Origin of the sequence: Nonomuraea fastidiosa (genome assembly GCF_042751225.1) — a bacterium.
GTDB lineage: Bacteria > Actinomycetota > Actinomycetes > Streptosporangiales > Streptosporangiaceae > Nonomuraea > Nonomuraea fastidiosa.
In genome coordinates this window covers 6,807,749-6,823,227 of sequence record NZ_CP170570.1, presented here as the reverse complement: position 1 = coordinate 6,823,227, position 15,479 = coordinate 6,807,749, and the positions used below count along the sequence as shown (strand labels likewise).

Here is a 15,479-nt window from a genome sequence, read left to right as displayed (position 1 = left end):
TGATCGCGTAGCGGGGGCGTCCCGTCGTCCATCCGCCGGATGAGACGCCGGTACGCCCCGGGGTGAACCCGCCGTCCCTGCCGTACGCCGCCGGAAGGCCCGCCGCGCCCGCCAGGTCAGCTCCGGGGGTGGCGTACGGGGCGGAAGGAGGCGTCGACCAGCCCCGTACGGTGGGCGACCACGGCCGCCTGGATCCGGTTGCGCAGCCCCAGCTTCTCCATGGCGGCGGCGATGTGGGTCTTGACCGTGGTGACGCCGACGTGCAGCTCCTCGGCGATCTCGGCGTTGGACAGGCCGGTGCCGACCAGGGCGAGGACCTCCAGCTCGCGCTCGGTCAGGCCGGGCGGCACGACGGGCGCGGCCTGCTCCTCGGCGGCGAGGAAGCGTTCGACGACGCGGCGCAGCACCGAGGGCGCGAGGAGCTGCTCGCCGGCGGCGGCCCGGCGGACGGCGTCGACCATGCGTTCGGGGTCGTCGTCCTTGACGAGGAAGCCGACGGCGCCGGCGCGCAGGGCGGCGTAGACGTTGCCGTCCTCGGCGAACGTGGTCAGCACCACGATCCTGGTCGAGGGCCGGGCGGCGAGCACCCGCTTGATCGCCTCCAGGCCGTCGACCCTGGGCATGCGCAGGTCCATGAGGATGACGTCGGGCAGGTGGCGCTCGGCCAGGCGGACGGCCTCGGCGCCGTCCTCGGCCTCGGCGACCACCTCCATGTCGCCCGTGGCCTGCAGCAGCATGCGCACGCCCGCGCGTACGAGCGCCTGGTCGTCGGCCACCAGTACGCGGATCACGCGACGCTCCCCGAGGACAGGCGGGCGGGCAGCTGGACGGCGAGCACCCAGCCGCCGTCGCCGTCGGGACCCGCGCTGAGCGTGCCGCCGAGCGTGCGGACCCGCTCGCGCATGCCGGCGAGGCCGCGTCCGGAGGAGGGCAGGCGTTCGATGGCGGTCGGGGGGCGGCCGTTGCGGACCTCGACGGCGAGTCCTTCGTCTGAGGAGGTCACGGATACGCGGACCCGGGTGCCTGGGCCGGCGTGTTTGAGCACGTTGGTGAGTCCTTCCTGGACGATCCTGGCCGCGGATGCGCGGGCGATGAGCGGGGTCTGGTCGATGGCCGGGTCGAGGTCGAGGTCCACGACGAGGCCGGCGGCGGCCATGCGCTCGGCGGACTCGCGTACGACGTCGGCCGGGTTGGCGAGCAGGTCGGGCTGGCGTTCGGGGTCGCGCAGCAGGTCGAGCAGGTCGCGCAGGTCCTGCAGCACCTGGTGTCCTGTCTCGCGGATGTCGTCGAGCGCGTCGGCGACGGGGCCGTCGGGCGCGGTGTAGCGGGCGGCGCTGGCCCGCAGCACCATGGCGCCGACGTGGTGGGCGACGATGTCGTGCACGTCGCGGGCGATGCGCTCGCGCTCGGCGAGCTGGTCGGCGCGGACCTGGGCGACGGCGGCGCGCGCGGCCTCCTCGGCGCGCAGCCGCTCGGCGGCGGCGGCGGCGCGGCGCATGCCGAGGTAGCGGCCGATGGCGATGGGCGTGGCGACGAGCGTCATGAGCACGCCGACGCGGAAGGGGGTGATCTCGGTGGCGGGGCCGACGACGGCGATGGCGGTGAGCAGGCAGCCGGTCAGATACGCGGCCAGCGTCCACGCCCACGACACCACCCGCATGGCGAACACGCCGATCGCGATCAGAGTGAGGATCACGCAGGTGTTGACGGCCTGGTTGAGGTAGGCGTCGGCGGAGACGAGCAGCACGCCCTGGAGCAGGAAGACCAGTCCGGGCAGCCGCCTGGCGACGCCGAGCGACAGGCCGCCGACGACGGCGAGCAGCCCGATGACCCAGACGGGCTGGTTGCCGGAGTGCCAGGACGTCCAGGTGCTGAGCACGGTGATCGCCACGCCGCCGGCGGCGAGCAGCGCGTCGGGGGTGACGTCGCGTTCGTTGAGGCGTTCCGCCGAGCCGCGCAGGTAGCCGCCGAGCACGGCGGGGAAGACGGGCAGCAGCATGGCGTACATCCACGTGTTGCCGGTGAGTGCGATGCCGGGGTCTGCGATGTTGATCGCGGTCGCGCCGATGGCGGCGACGACCGCGAGTGCGGTGGCGCGCACGCTGGCGCGGTATCCGGCCACGCCGAGCGCGACGCAGAGGAGGATCTGCGCGGTGTTGGAGGTGAACGAGCCGAGCTGGTCGGTGACGGCGAGCACGGCCGCGAGGTAGAGCGTGACGGCGATGGGCCGGTGGCGGACGAGCCCCATGGGCAGGCCGACGAGCAGCGCCATGGGGATGGCCGCCTCGGCGGGGAGGTACTCGGTGTCGCCCGCGTGCGCCGTGGTGAGCAGGTCGAGGCCCACCCCCGAGGCCGCAAGGAGGACATCGAGCGGCACGCCACGCCAACGCATGAACCACACGGTAGCCGCCTCGTCCGGCCTGCTGATCCTCCGAGTGGAGGAGCCCGCCTCCTCCAAGTGGCCGCAGGTCCGCCCGGGAGGGGGAGCGATCACCGGCGCCGATCGGTCTACGTTCATGGCATGCCCAACGACACCGCACTTTTCCTCGGTCAGTTCCTGCGCTCCCCGGGCACGATCGGCGCGGTCGCGCCCAGTTCACGGCGGCTGGCGGCGGCCGTCTGCGCGCCGATCCCCGAGCGGGGCGAGCCGATCGTGGTCGAGCTGGGGCCCGGTACGGGCGCGTTCACGGCGGAGATCCAGCAGCGGCTCGGTGGGCGCGGGCATCATCTGGCCGTTGAGGTGAACGAGCAGCTGGCGCGGCTGCTGGCCGGGCGCTATCCGGCCGTTGACGTGGCGCACGCCGACGCGATGCGGCTGGGCGAGCTGCTCGCCGAGCGAGGGCTGCGCTCCGCCGACGTGGTGATCAGCGGCCTGCCGTGGGCGGCGTTCCCCGACGTGATGCAGCGCGAGCTGCTCGGCGCGGTCACGGAGGCGATGAGCCCGGGCGCGGCGTTCACCACGTTCTCCTACATCCACGCGATTCCGCTCAGCTCGGCGCGGCGGTTCCGCGCGCTGCTGGCCGAGCGGTTCGAGGAGGTCGTGCCGGGACGTACGGTGTGGCGCAACACGCCTCCCGCGTTCGTCTTCCACGCCCGCCGGCCGCGCTGACACACCTGCGGCCGGCCGGGCGTAGGAGGAGGAGCGCGGGGTGTCCGGCCGCCCGATCGGCGCCGGGATCGGACGGGTTGCGCCTGCGGCCGGGAGCTGCCTGCTCAACTTCCCGGCGGCGCGAGTGTCCGGACCGCCCCCGCGGTTCCCGCCGGCCTGCGGACCGGCGTGCCCATCGCCGTAGCGATCACGTCCCTGGTCCCGCCATGATGGCGAAGGGTGGACCGGCCGGTGGGCTGGTCGCCGCAGCCGTGGCCACGGCGGCTGGTTGACCTCCTCCCCCTGCGCGTGGACGCCCGACGGTCACGCGGGCCGCCAAAGGATCTCGGCGCTGCGTGCCGGGGCGGCGTTCTCGACCTCGACGGACAGATGCCCGGCCGCGCCGTCGTCGCCCACGCGCCCCGACTACCCGATGGTTGGCGAAGCACACCCCACCAGGGTCGATGAGCTCAGCCGAACGAGGGCGGCCGCTTCTCGCGCAGCGCGCGCACGCCCTCGGCGGCGTCGGCGCCGGTGAAGCCGAGGAACTCCATGGCGAGCGAGGCGTCGAAGGACGGCCCCGCAAGGCGCAGCCAGTTGTTGAGCGCGTATTTCGTCAGCCTGATCGCGTCTTGGGCGCCGGAGGCGAGCCTGACCGCGATCTCCATCGCCCGCTCGTGCACCTGGTCGTCGTCGACGCACAGGCTGACCAGGCCCATCCGCTCGGCCTGCTCGCCGGTGACCGGCTCGCACAGCAGCAGGTGGTATTTCGCCTTGGCCATGCCGCACAGCAGCGGCCAGATGATGGCGGCGTGGTCGCCGGCCGCGACGCCGAGCCGGGTGTGGCCGTCGATGATGCGGGCCGTACGGCCGGCCACGGAGATGTCGGCGAGCAGCGCGACCGCGAGTCCCGCGCCGACGGCGGGGCCCTGGATGGCGGAGACGATGGGCTTGGAGCAGTTGAGGACGTTGTAGACGATGTCGCGGGCCTCGGCGAACACCCGCATGCGGGTGTCGTGGTCGCGCATCATGTCCTCGATCATGGACAGGTCGCCGCCCGCGGAGAACGCGGTGCCCTCTCCCCTGACCACGATCGCGCGTACGGACGCGTCGCGGTCGGCGTCGCGCCAGATCTCGCCCAGCTCGCGGTGGGCGGTGGCGTCGACGGCGTTGAGCCTGGCGGGCTCGCTGATCGTGACGCGCAGCACGCCGTCTGCCGGGGTGTCCAGCCGCAGCTTGGTGTAGGTGTCTTTCACAGGTGCTCCCGCAGCCGCTGTGCCACGTAGTCGCGCGCCTCGACGGCCTGGTCGAACAGGCCGGGCAGGACGAAGAAGCCGTGGACGGCGCCGTCGTACCTGCGCAGCTCGGTGGGCACGCCGGCCTCGGTGAGGCGGGCGGCGTAGCGCTCGCCCTCGTCTCTGAGCACGTCGTACTCGGCGGTGATGACGGTGGCGGGGGCCAGGCCGGAGACGTCGGGCAGGCGCAGCGGCGACAGGCGCGGGTCGGCGGGGTCGACGCCGTCGGCGTACTGGCGGTAGAACCAGGCCATGTCGGCGGCGTCGAGGCCGTAGCCGGTGGCGTTCTCGGTGTAGCTGGGGGTGTCCATGGCGGCGTCGAGCACCGGGTAGACGAGCACCTGGTGCGACAGGGTGAGGCCGGCGTCGCGGGCCTGCCAGGCGGCCACGGCGGCGAGGTTGGCTCCGGCGCTGTCGCCGAGCACGGCGACGCTGCCGTTGCTCTGGTAGAAGGCCGGTCGGGCGAACAGGTCGCGAACGACCGTCCACGCGTCGTCGACGGCGGCGGGGAACGGGTTCTCCGGCGCCAGGCGGTAGTCGACGGAGACCACCACGGCGCCGGTGCGGATGGCGAGGTCGCGGGCGGTCGCGTCGTTGCGCTTGACACTGCCGAAGACCCAGCCTCCGCCGTGGAAGTAGACCAGGACCGGCAGGGGTCCGTCGCCGGGGTCGGCGCGGTAGATGCGGATGGGCACGCCCTCGGCCACCTCGTCGCGGACGAACGGCAGCTTGGTCAGCGGCCCCCGATAGACGGCCATGGGGTCGGTCGCGCGCATCTCCTGGATGGCGGCCAGGTCGAGGCTTGCCAGCCCTTCGTCGGAGCCGGCCTGGATCTGGGCGACGTAATCCCGCGCCTGGGGGTGCAGCGGCATGATCCGCAGCCTATCGGGCCGCCTCGATGAACGCATCGAAGAGCCGGTTGTCCGTGCCGCGTTCGGGGTGCCACTGGACGCCGACGCCGAAGCGGTGCCCCTGGAGCTCGATGCCCTCGACGATCTGGTCCTCGGCCCAGGCGACGGCGAGCAGGCCGGTGCCGAGCCTGCGTACGGACTGGCGGTGCGGCGCGCTGACCTCGACGCGGTCGCCGACGGCCTTGCCGAGTTTGCTGGTGACGCTGACCTGGATGACGTGGGGCCCGTCGGGCTCGGAGTGGCGGTCGCTGTCGAGCACGTCGGGCAGCCACGGGATGAGCGTGCCGCCCTGGGCGACGTTGAGCACGTGCATGCCGCGGCCGATGGCGAGGACGGGCAGGTCGGCCCGGATGGCGGCCTTGGCCAGCGCCAGCTCGAAGCGGTCGCGGTGCGGCTGGGGCTCGTCGGCCCTGGCGTCCTGCTCGCCGTTGTAGGTGTCGGCGCCCAGCTCCGCGCCGCCGGCCAGGACGACGCCGCGCAGGCCGCTCACGTAGTCGCCGGCCGAGCTCGGGGCGATGGGCGGCAGCACGACGGGCGCGCCGCCGGCCCGGCCGACCGCCTTGGCGTAGGAGGGGGAGACAGCACGGCCTCGCGTACCCAGTCGCCCCAGCGGGCGGCCTCCCAGTAGGCGGTGATGCCGATCAGCGGTCGGGACATGCGATCTCCAGGGGCATGGTGGAGTTCGTACGGCCGCCATCCGCCGAGGTGCGGCGGCGGCCCCATGCATTCCCCATCATGGCGCACAGTCTTTCCGATATGTCACCCCTCCTGAAGATCCCCTCCCCCGGCCTGCCCGCCGCGTGAGGGGCCCTCCCCGGCCGGCCGGGGTGCCGGTGCTCCGTCGATGCACGCGGAAATCGCCGCGCCGCGCGCCCTCCCCTGATCGACGGGAACGGCACATCTCCGGCGACGCACGGGAAAATCGCCACTCAATATGAAAATTACTTCTTTTCGTATTTCACGACCGCAATTCACAGGCCGCCGAACGCGGAGAATCACGGATCCATTACTGATAGTTCTGCTTAGCACCGTATTGGGCGAAACGGTTGTGGGGGGTCATCGCCGGTGTAACACTCGATTTCGAGCGTACGGACATGCCGGGGAGGGGTCCCGCGCTCATCACCCGGAACGTCAGGGAGGTGAACGGCGAGGGCCGGAATGCGATTCCGGTCAAGGGGTGGGGTTGTTTTCATGTCGTTGAATCCGCGCCTGGTGAAGGAGAGTTTTTCTCTCGTCGAACCCGTGGCCGACAAGGCCACGGCCTACTTCTACGGCCGCTTGTTCGCCGAGAACCCGCACTTGCGGAGCATGTTCCCGCCTGCCATGAACGTGCAGCGGGACCGGCTGTTCAGCGCGCTGACCAGGATCGTGTGGAGCCTGGACAGCCCGGAGGGCATGGCCGCCTATCTCGGGCAGCTCGGCCGTGACCATCGCAAGTACGGCGTCGTCGCCGAGCACTACACGGCCGTGGGCAACGCCCTGCTGGCCACGATCCGCCGCTTCGCGGCCGAGGTCTGGAACGACGAGATCGAGGCGGCCTGGTCCGCGGCGTTCTCCGAAGCCTCCAAGATCATGATCGAGGCGGCCGAGTCGGACGCGGGCACCTCGCCCGCGTGGTGGCTGGCCGAGGTCGTGGACCACGAGCTGCGCCACCGCGACATCGCGGTCATCACGTTGCGCCCGGCGCAGCCGCTGCCGTACACGCCGGGGCAGTACGTCACCGTGCAGACCGCGCGCTGGCCGCGCGTCTGGCGGACGTTCTCGATCGCCAACGCGCCGCGCGAGGACAACATGATCAAGCTGCACGTACGGTCGGTGCCCGGCGGCTGGGTCTCGACCGCGCTGATCCGGCACACCCGCATCGGCGACACGCTCATGCTGGGCCCGGCCATGGGCACGATGACGCCGTGCGAGCACAGCGAGCGCGACGTGCTGTGCGTGGCGGGCGGCACCGGGCTGGCGCCGCTGAAGGCGATCGTGGAGCACATCATCGCCTCCGGCCGCCGTCCCAACATCCATCTGCTGTTCGGCGCGCGCACCGCCGCCGAGCTGTACGACCTGCCGGACCTGATCAGGATGCAGTCGTCGTTCCCCTGGCTGCGGGTGCTGCCCGTGGTGTCGGACGAGCCCGGCTACGAGGGCATGCGGGGCCGTCTGCCCGAGGTGAGCCAGCGCTTCCACTCCTGGTCGGAGCATGACGTGTACGTGTGCGGCCCCTCCGGCATGGTCAACGAGACCGTGCGCCGCCTCCAGGGCGACGGCGTCCCGCCCGCCCGCATTCACCGGGACGTGGTGCACGGCGAACGCTGACAACTCACTCGAACGGTTGACAATCGGGCGGGGAAGAGGCCATCTGGAGATGATCCCCTTCGTGGAGGTGGAGCGTGCCTCTTCCCGCCCGGCGCCGCGTGATCGGCGGGCTCGTGGCCGTCCTCGCGGCGGCGTCGCTGGTCACGTCCGTCCCCGCCACGGCCGCCGGAGCGGCGTCTGAGGCGGTCCCGCTCACCGAGATCGGCGTCTCCGAGGGGCGTCCCGGCCCGCAGGGCGGAGCCGACACCTACGAGTGGGACGGCGTGATCGTGGCGGCGCACCAGATCGGGCGCTCATCCGACGGAGGGGCGGCCGGCATCGCGTTCGCGACCTCCGGTGACGGCGGCGCCACCTGGACGCGGGGCGTGTTACCCGGGCTGACCACGGCGGCGGGCGGCGTGCACGCCCGCACCGCCGACCCGTCGGTGGCCTACGACGCCGGGCACGGCGTGTGGCTGATCACCTCGCTGGGGCTCTCCGACAGCGGCGGGGTGTCCGGGGCGGCGGTGCTGACCAGCCGCTCCACCGACGGGGTGGCGTGGTCGCCGCCCGTCGTCACCGCCGTGGGCGGCGACCTGGACAAGAGCTGGGTGGTCTGCGACAACGGAGAGCGCAGCCCGTACCGGGGGCAGTGCTACGCCGTCTTCGACGACCACGCGGCGGGAAACGCGATCAGGGTGGCGCGCTCGGCCGACGGCGGCCTGTCCTGGTCGGTCGCCGCCACCGAGGCCACGGGGCTCGGCGGGCAGCCGGTGGTGCGGCCCAACGGGACGGTGGTGGTGCCGTACCTGAGCAACGACGGCGAGATCCGCGCCTTCCGCTCCCGCGACGGCGGGACCGCCTGGAGCGAGAGCGTGCTGGTCTCGCGGGTGCAGCGGCACACGCCGGCGGGCGGGTTACGGGCCCTGCCGCTGCCGTCGGCCGAGACCGACGCCGCCGGCACGGTCTACGTCGCCTGGCACGACTGCCGCTTCCAGCACGGCTGCGCCGGCAACGACATCGTGCTCAGCACGTCAGAAAGCGGCGAGAAGTGGGGCGACGTGCTGCGGGTCACCGCCGACGGCGGCGACCACGTCATCCCCGGGCTCGGCGTGGACCGCACGAGCGACGGCGGGCACGCGCGGCTCGCGGTGACCTACTACCGCTACGCCGACGCCGCCTGCGTGCCCGCCACCTGCCGCCTCACCGTCGGCCACACCTCGTCGGCCAACGGCGGCGCGAGCTGGTCGTCGCCGCTGGAGCTGCACGGCCCGATGGCGGTCGGCTGGCTGGCGCTCACCGACCAGGGCAGGAGCGTGGGCGACTACATCTCCACCTCGGTCGTGCCCGGCGGCAACGCCTTCCCCGCCTTCGCCGTCGCCGGGCCGCCCGCGAACGGGACGCCCGACGTGCGCACGCACACCGTCACCGGCGGCCTGCCGATCGTGCCCGGCCCGCAGCCGCTGGTCTCGATCGAGGCCGCGGTCGCCACCGGCGAGCCGCCGCCCGCGCTGCCGCTCACCGCTCGCTGATCCGCGCCCGCAGCGCGGCGGCCGTCTCCTCGTCGGCGGGCCAGAACGTCTCGATGGCCAGCTCGGACACCGTGACGTCCAGCGGTGTGCCGAACGTCGCGATGGTGGTGAACAGCGACAGCACCCGGTCTCCCGCCGTGACGCGCATCGGCACCAGGATGTCGGACGGGCCCGGCAGGTGCGCCACGCTCGCGTCGCCGGCGGCGTCCGGATAGGTGTACGCGGCCAGCTCGTCGTGCAGCTCGGCCAGCCGCCCGTCGCCCGACGACTCGGCCTGGCGGCGGAGCTGGCGCAGCAGGTGGGCGCGTACCTCGGCGAGGTTGAGCAGCCGCCCGCCCAGGGCGTCGGGGTGCAGCGACAGCCGCAGCACGTTGACCGGCTCCTTCAGCAGCTCCTCCGGCACGCCCTCCAGGAACAGGCCGGCCGCCGCGTTGGCCGCCACCAGGTTCCACGCCGCGTCCACCACGACCGCCGGGTACGGCTCGTGCCCCGCGAGTATCGTGTCCAGCGCCTGCCTGACGGCCTCCAGCTCGGGCGCGTGCACCTCGCGTTCCGGATAGATCGGGGCGAACCCCGCGGCCACCAGCAGCCGGTTGCGGTGCCGCAGCGGCACGTCCAGCTCCTCCGCCAGCCGCATCACCATCTCCCGGCTCGGCCGGGCACGCCCGGTCTCGAGAAAGCTGACGTGGCGGGCCGACACCCCCGCCTCGATGGCCAGGTCGAGCTGGCTCACCCGGCGCCGCTGCCGCCACGAGCGCAGCAGCGGGCCGAAAGACTCCTCATGTACGGCGACCGCTTCCATGCCGCCCACGTTAGGCGATCACAGGGAAGCGCCTCGATTACCCCCGGGTAAGCGGCGGCCCGCGCACCGAATCTCCCGATCCTCGGTAACTGTCGGTGGCGCGTGTCACGATGGCCGGCAAGCGAACATGGGAGCGAAGTCATGAGTGACGCACTGCTCGCGGTCGGCACCCGCAAGGGCCTGTTCCTGGCCCTGTCGAAGGGCGGCGGCCCATTCGAGGTCCAGCCGATCCAGTTCTCCTCGATCGCCGTCCACTCGGTGGCGATCGACACCGGCGGCGCCGCGCCCCGGCTGCTGGCGGGCATCGAGTACGGCCACTTCGGCCCGTCGGTGATGTACTCCGACGACCTCGGCGCCACCTGGCACGAGGCCGACCGGCCCCCCGTCGCCTTCCCCGGCGAGACCGGCGCGACGCTCGCCAAGGTCTGGCAGCTCGCGCCGTCACCGTCCGAGCCCGGCGTGGTGTGGGCGGGGGCCGAGCCCGCGGCGCTGTTCCGCTCCGAAGACCGCGGCGTCACCTACCGGCTGGTCGAGGGCCTGTGGGAGCACCCGCACCGCGAGCGGTGGGAGCCGGGCGGCGGCGGGCTGTGCCTGCACACGATCGTCACCCACCCCACCGACCCCAAGGTCATGGCGGTGGCCGTCTCGGCGGCCGGCTTCTACCGCACCGCCGACGGCGGGCTGTCGTGGGAGGCGGCCAACAAGAACATCCGGGCCCCGTTCATGCCGGAGGGGCAGCAATATCCGGAGTTCGGGCAGTGCGTCCACAAGGTGGCGATGCACCCCTCACATCCCGAGCGGCTCTACCTCCAGCACCACTTCGGCGTCTACCGCAGCGACGACTTCGGCGGCACCTGGCGCGACATCGGCTCGTCGCTGCCGTCCGACTTCGGCTTCCCCATCGCGGTCCACCCGTCGCGGCCCGACACGGTCTACGTACTGCCGCTCCACGCCGACATGGACCGCACGCCGGTCGGCCACCGCTACCGCGTCCACCGCACCGACGACGGCGGCGCCACCTGGCAGGCGTTCTCCGATGGCCTGCCCGGCGAGCCCGTCTACTCCACCGTGCTGCGCGACGCGATGACCGCCTCGCCTGCCGGGGTGTTCTTCGGCACCCGATCGGGCGAGGTCTACGCCTCGCGCGACGACGGCGAGACCTGGTCCACGGTCGCCCGCTACCTGCCCGACGTGCTCACCGTGCGCGCCGCGGTGCTCTAGGCCATGGCCAGACCGGTGACCATGGTCGTCTTCGTGCTGCCCGCCTCGCTGCGGCGGTGGGTGAGCGGGCGCGGCGAGGTGGCGGTCTTCGCGGTGGGCGACGACCGCGACTCGCCGCCCACCCTGCGCTCGGCCCTGGAGGCGCTGCGGCGCAGCCACCCCCTGCTGGAGGAGCGGCTGCGCGACGAGTGCGGCCGCATCCGCCGTCACATCAGCATGTTCGTGTGCGGTACTCACTCCCGGGGGCTGGGCGGGCTCGACTGCGCCATGCCTCCGGGGGCCGAGGTCTACGTGCTGCCGGCCCTCGCCTGACCCTCGCCTCCTGGCCGTCGCCCGTGCGCGCGGGCCGCCCCGCACAGTGGCCCGCGCCCGCTCGGGCGGGCCGCCCGCACTGTGGCCCGCGCCTGTTCCGGGCGGGTGGTCAGACCTTGCGCCAGCCGGGGATCCAGGCGCCGTCCTCGACGACGTAGTCGCCGAAGAGCGCGGGCGCCTCCTTGCGCATCAGCTCGCCGATGCGCTGGAACAGCAGGCGGATCTCCTCTTCCGCGCCGGCCGCGGTGCGGGCCTCGATGGTGTGCCGCAGCGTGCGCACGTTCGCGGTCCACACCAGGCCGGTCGCCACGCCCTCGGGGGCGAAGCGGCGCATGAACGACGTGCGGTGCTTCTTCTCCGAGAACGGCACGCCCTCCTCGTCGAGCCCGAAGTGCTGGGCCATCCAGAGCTGGAACTGCTCGAGCTGCTCCAGCACGGCCGTGGCCCGCTTCATCAGCTCCTCGTCCTCGCGCGCCCACTCGGGGAACCAGAACGGCAGCTCGTCGAGGCGGACGAAGCGCAGCGACTCCTGCGAGATGGCCACGCCCGGCCGGTGGCGCACCAGCTCGTGGGTCAGCACCCGGCTCACGTTGTGCAGCACGAAGCTGAAGCTCACGTGCTCGAGCACCGAGCCGTGCGCGCTGGCCAGGATGTTGCGCAGGTAGTCGTCCTGGTTCTCCCTGATCCGCACCACGTTGGGGTTGAGGCCCGGCTCGAACGAGCGGTAGCAGAGCCGGCCGGCGAACTCGGCGAGGTTCTGCGCGTCGAGGTCGCCGCGGTCGAGACGCTCAAGCCAGCTCTCCCCGCCGACCTCCCTGAGGTAGCGGGCGAGCTCGTCGTAGTCGAGCGCCGGCCTGGCGACGATGAAGACCTCTGGTTCGACAGTGCGCATGGATAGCCCCCCGCTCGGTTTCGGCAGTGTGACGGCCCTTAAGCAAACCAGGTCGGGCGAGCGTACGCGACTCGGCGCCCGCCGCCCCCCTCACTGTGGTGCGGCGGGCGCCTGTCCAGGTCAGCCCGCGTGCGCGGGCCGACGCCTGCCGGTCGCCTGACCGGGCGTCACGCGCCGCCGCGGCAGCGCCCCGCCGGCCGGTCGCGGGTGACCAGGTCGGTGTTGCCGTCGGTGCCGTCCAGCCAGACCACGGTCCTGCCGTCGCCGGAGGCGAAGGCCTCCTGCAAGCCCCGGTTGCACGAGAACCGCTGCAGGGTTCCGCCGCTGAGCGGCACCTGGTGGATCTTCAGCAGGATGTCGTTCGACAGCTCGGTGCCGTCGGGCCACACGCCGATGGTGGCGAAGGCGTCGTTGGCGTCGAACCAGTACGCCGTGGGCGCCTGCGGGCCGTCCGGCACGACCACGGCCGTGCGGGTGCCGTCGATGGCGGCCCGCATGATGCCGGCGCGGCCGTCGCCGTTCTCGTCGTAGATCCAGACGAGGTGCCGTCCCGTCAGGGTCGGCTCGGCGCTGACCGAGCCCTGCGGCATCGGCACGACGGTCTCCGCGCCGCTCTCGAGGTCGAGGACGGCGGGCGCGTTGTGGGCCGCGTCGCCCTCCGTCCAGACCTTGTGGTACGCGAGCCTGCCGCCCTTGAGCGACGGCGCGTAACCGCGCACCCCGGCCGCGGCGGTGACATCGACGGGCGGCGCGTCGCCGCGCTTGACCCAGACCGAGTGCTCGCCGTCGGGGCCGACGCCGTCCCAGGCGATCGTGTCGCCGTCGATGGCCACCGACTCGATGACGACGGTGCCGTCGTGGACGAGCTTCTCCGGCGACGAGCGGTCGAGCGGACGCGTGTGGATCCGGTAGCTCTGCCGCGTGGCGTCGAACGAGATCCACGCGGCGCGCTTGCCGTCGGTGGCCGGCATGAAGTTCCACCGGTCGTTCTCCGACAGGCGCACCGGCTTGCCGCCGCCGACCCGGCCGGTGAGGATGTGGGAGGGCTCCACGACGTCGGGCGAGGAGTTCGACACCACGTACCGGCCGCCGGCCACGTCGGGCCGCGCGTACGGATCGGTGATGCCGTCGATCAGCACGCGCGTGTCGGTGCGCAGGGCGCGCTCCCAGCCGGGCTTGATGCCGTGCCGGTCGAACGCGCGGCTCACGGTCAGCCGGTCGCGGGCGGACATGCCGAGCGCGCGGGCCGCCAACTCGACCGCGCGGCGGCCGTCCACGAAGTCGTCCAGCGGCGTCATGTACTCGGTGAGCGCCTTGTAGACGAGCCGGTCGGCGGACGCGCCGCCGAGAGCCTCCCTGACGTCCCACAGGGCGCCGGAGAAGATCGTGGAGTTGTAGTGCACGCCGCCGTAGTCGAGGGCGACCGTCATCCCGAGGTAGTCCTCGCCCGCCACGCGGCCGTCGTCGAGGTCGCGGGCGGCGCACTGCTCCGGCGGGAGCGTCGTGCACAGCGTCTCGCCGAGCAGGCTCGCGTTCGGGTCGCTCATCGGGATGCCGAAGCTGTCCACCTGGATGGCGTTGCCGAAGTAGTCGGCCAGGCCCTCGTTCATCGCGCCCGACTGGCCGATGTAGACCAGTCCGGCGCTGTGCTCGATGACGCCGTGGGTCATCTCGTGGCCGACGACGTCGAGCCCGGAGGCGAACGAGCGGTAGTCGCCGACGCCTCCGCCGTAGATCATCTTGGTGCCGTCCCAGAAGGCGTTGGCGAACGGCTCGCCCTCCATCGTGACGTTGACCACCGAATGCATGGTGCCGCCCTGGCCGTCGAGCCCGTCGCGGCCGAGCCTGCGGTAGAACTCGTAGACCTGCCCCGCGCCCCAGTGGGCGTCCACGGCGCCGCTCGCGGTGTGCTCGGGGCCGAAGGCGAGGGTGCCGGAGCGGGCGGGCTCGGCGTCCGCCGGGACGCCGGCGCCGAGCCAGGCGGTGATGTCGCCGCCCGCTGCGTCGTAGGTGAGGATCTCACCGTCGGAGCCGTCCCACATGGGGCGGGCGCGGTCGCGCAGCTCGTAGGCGCCGTCGGCGCGCTGGTAGGCGTTCAGCTCGACGGTACGGCCGTGCGCGGTCTCGCCGGTGCCCGTCACCGGGCCCTCCATGCGCAGGCGGTCCACGGCGAACAGGGGCCGGCCGGAGTGGGCGTCCACGTAGGCGTCGAGCAGCAGCGGCCGCCCGGCGACCGGGTCGCGCCCGGTGAGCACCACGTGCCAGGCGAGCTGTCCGGCGCCGTGCGGTATCACGACGAGCCCGGCGGTCTCGGCCTTGGCGCTCTCCTTCGCCCGGCGGTCGCGGATCAAGGCGATGCGGGCGATCGCGGCGGCGGACTCCCGTGTGACGGCGGGAGTGGTGTCGACGGTCAGCTCGGTGAGGAAGCGGCCGCCCGCGCCGACGACCTCGCGCCGGTCGCCGTCCTTGCGGAAGTGCACGAGGTAGTGGGCGCCGAAGACGGGCACGCCCCGGTGGCGCTGGGCGAACCTGACCGTCTCGTCCCTGCCGTCCACGACGGTCCTGAGCGGGACGAGGTCGGCGGGGTCGATGTGGTAGCGGGGATCGGCCAGGTGCGCCTTGGCCGCCGCCACCGGGTCGCCCGCCTGCGCGGGCTCGGACAGGCCGTAGACCTCGGCGGGGGCGCGGGTGCCCGCGCGCTGCTCCACCTCGGGCGGCGGATCATCGGCTGCGGCGGTGCCGGGCACCGCCAGTGCCAGGCATAACGCGGCCATGAGGGTGATGGGACGCCAGGACACGACACCTCCAAGGGCTAGGTTGTCTGGCGTTCCCGATCATGACAGCGCTTTTTACACATCGACAAGAGCCATTAGATGGAGCGTAATCAGGAAATTTGGATTTTTATTTTGACATTTCCTGTTGTGCGGGCCCGGCGCCGCACGTCGAAAGCGCCTTTCGGAGGGTTTACGGCAACACGTCGGTGAACGCCGGCGCGAAAGGCCACACGACCGTTGGCGCGAGGGCCACACGACCGCTGGAGCGGGTAGCGTTCACGCCCTGCGGTCCGCAAGCGACGCGAGGAGCCACCGCACCCAGGCCCACGACGCGACGTCGGCCCGACGCAGCCACGAGACGAT

13 protein-coding genes are annotated in these 15,479 nt (G+C 72.7%); 5 read left to right on the top strand and 8 right to left on the bottom strand.

Annotation, left to right across the window (positions count from 1 at the left end; all coding sequences use genetic code 11):
• Positions 1–116: 116 nt before the first annotated feature.
• Both ACFMQL_RS31200 and ACFMQL_RS31195 read right to left on the bottom strand, forming a co-directional pair.
• Positions 117–791 (bottom strand): response regulator transcription factor, encoded by a 675-nt coding sequence (locus tag ACFMQL_RS31200; RefSeq protein WP_364052970.1) that lies wholly within the window; start codon positions 789–791, stop codon positions 117–119.
• Entirely contained in the window at positions 788–2,392 is a 1,605-nt protein-coding gene (locus ACFMQL_RS31195) for a sensor histidine kinase (RefSeq protein WP_378788343.1), read from the bottom strand. The genes ACFMQL_RS31200 and ACFMQL_RS31195 overlap by 4 nt, the downstream gene beginning before the upstream one ends.
• A gap of 129 nt (positions 2,393–2,521) precedes the next feature.
• Here ACFMQL_RS31195 and ACFMQL_RS31190 point away from each other — a divergent pair, with 129 nt between their 5' ends.
• Complete coding sequence (locus tag ACFMQL_RS31190; protein ID WP_364052976.1) at positions 2,522–3,109, top strand: SAM-dependent methyltransferase; 588 nt, start codon at positions 2,522–2,524, stop codon at positions 3,107–3,109.
• A 449-nt stretch (positions 3,110–3,558) separates the two neighbouring features.
• Here ACFMQL_RS31190 and ACFMQL_RS31185 read toward each other — a convergent pair whose 3' ends face one another.
• From ACFMQL_RS31185 to ACFMQL_RS31175, 3 genes are read right to left on the bottom strand one after another with little or no spacing between them, the layout of a single operon-like run.
• The gene (locus ACFMQL_RS31185; RefSeq protein WP_364052979.1) at positions 3,559–4,344 is read right to left on the bottom strand and encodes an enoyl-CoA hydratase/isomerase family protein; all 786 of its coding nucleotides are present in this window, start codon (positions 4,342–4,344) and stop codon (positions 3,559–3,561) included.
• Complete coding sequence (locus ACFMQL_RS31180; RefSeq protein ID WP_378788341.1) at positions 4,341–5,255, bottom strand: alpha/beta hydrolase; 915 nt, start codon at positions 5,253–5,255, stop codon at positions 4,341–4,343. The genes ACFMQL_RS31185 and ACFMQL_RS31180 overlap by 4 nt, the downstream gene beginning before the upstream one ends.
• Before the next feature lie 10 nt (positions 5,256–5,265).
• Complete coding sequence (locus ACFMQL_RS31175; protein ID WP_378788339.1) at positions 5,266–5,823, bottom strand: gamma-glutamyl-gamma-aminobutyrate hydrolase family protein; 558 nt, start codon at positions 5,821–5,823, stop codon at positions 5,266–5,268.
• Positions 5,824–6,485: 662 nt separating this feature from the next.
• Here ACFMQL_RS31175 and ACFMQL_RS31170 point away from each other — a divergent pair.
• Positions 6,486–7,604, top strand: coding sequence for a globin domain-containing protein (locus ACFMQL_RS31170; RefSeq protein WP_378788338.1), 1,119 nt, complete (start codon positions 6,486–6,488; stop codon positions 7,602–7,604).
• A gap of 74 nt (positions 7,605–7,678) precedes the next feature.
• Positions 7,679–9,115, top strand: coding sequence for a sialidase family protein (locus tag ACFMQL_RS31165; protein ID WP_364052990.1), 1,437 nt, complete (start codon positions 7,679–7,681; stop codon positions 9,113–9,115).
• Here ACFMQL_RS31165 and ACFMQL_RS31160 read toward each other — a convergent pair.
• Positions 9,102–9,917, bottom strand: a complete 816-nt coding sequence (locus tag ACFMQL_RS31160; protein WP_364052993.1) for a helix-turn-helix transcriptional regulator — start codon at positions 9,915–9,917, stop codon at positions 9,102–9,104. The two genes, ACFMQL_RS31165 and ACFMQL_RS31160, sit on opposite strands and share 14 nt — an antisense overlap.
• Before the next feature lie 141 nt (positions 9,918–10,058).
• Here ACFMQL_RS31160 and ACFMQL_RS31155 point away from each other — a divergent pair, with 141 nt between their 5' ends.
• Together ACFMQL_RS31155 and ACFMQL_RS31150 are read left to right on the top strand one after the other, a co-directional pair.
• The gene (locus tag ACFMQL_RS31155; RefSeq protein ID WP_364052996.1) at positions 10,059–11,138 is read left to right on the top strand and encodes an exo-alpha-sialidase; all 1,080 of its coding nucleotides are present in this window, start codon (positions 10,059–10,061) and stop codon (positions 11,136–11,138) included.
• A 3-nt stretch (positions 11,139–11,141) separates the two neighbouring features.
• The gene (locus tag ACFMQL_RS31150; protein WP_364052999.1) at positions 11,142–11,450 is read left to right on the top strand and encodes a molybdopterin synthase sulfur carrier subunit; all 309 of its coding nucleotides are present in this window, start codon (positions 11,142–11,144) and stop codon (positions 11,448–11,450) included.
• A 109-nt stretch (positions 11,451–11,559) separates the two neighbouring features.
• Here the strand turns inward: ACFMQL_RS31150 and thyX are convergent, their stop codons facing one another.
• Together thyX and ACFMQL_RS31140 are read right to left on the bottom strand one after the other, a co-directional pair.
• The gene (gene thyX / locus ACFMQL_RS31145; protein WP_364053002.1) at positions 11,560–12,342 is read right to left on the bottom strand and encodes an FAD-dependent thymidylate synthase; all 783 of its coding nucleotides are present in this window, start codon (positions 12,340–12,342) and stop codon (positions 11,560–11,562) included.
• Positions 12,343–12,509: 167 nt separating this feature from the next.
• Positions 12,510–15,140, bottom strand: coding sequence for a M4 family metallopeptidase (locus ACFMQL_RS31140; RefSeq protein WP_378788335.1), 2,631 nt, complete (start codon positions 15,138–15,140; stop codon positions 12,510–12,512).
• Positions 15,141–15,479 lie beyond the last annotated feature (339 nt).

Bases quoted from the DNA above. Each gene is read 5' to 3' on its own strand.
- ACFMQL_RS31160 (WP_364052993.1), bottom strand. From the start codon at position 9,917: ATGGAAGCGGTCGCCGTACATGAGGAGTCTTTCGGCCCGCTGCTGCGC.
- ACFMQL_RS31155 (WP_364052996.1), top strand. From the start codon at position 10,059: ATGAGTGACGCACTGCTCGCGGTCGGCACCCGCAAGGGCCTGTTCCTG.
- ACFMQL_RS31150 (WP_364052999.1), top strand. From the start codon at position 11,142: ATGGCCAGACCGGTGACCATGGTCGTCTTCGTGCTGCCCGCCTCGCTG.
- ACFMQL_RS31190 (WP_364052976.1), top strand. From the start codon at position 2,522: ATGCCCAACGACACCGCACTTTTCCTCGGTCAGTTCCTGCGCTCCCCG.
- ACFMQL_RS31170 (WP_378788338.1), top strand. From the start codon at position 6,486: ATGTCGTTGAATCCGCGCCTGGTGAAGGAGAGTTTTTCTCTCGTCGAA.
- thyX (WP_364053002.1), bottom strand. From the start codon at position 12,342: ATGCGCACTGTCGAACCAGAGGTCTTCATCGTCGCCAGGCCGGCGCTC.
- ACFMQL_RS31180 (WP_378788341.1), bottom strand. From the start codon at position 5,255: ATGCCGCTGCACCCCCAGGCGCGGGATTACGTCGCCCAGATCCAGGCC.
- ACFMQL_RS31195 (WP_378788343.1), bottom strand. From the start codon at position 2,392: ATGCGTTGGCGTGGCGTGCCGCTCGATGTCCTCCTTGCGGCCTCGGGG.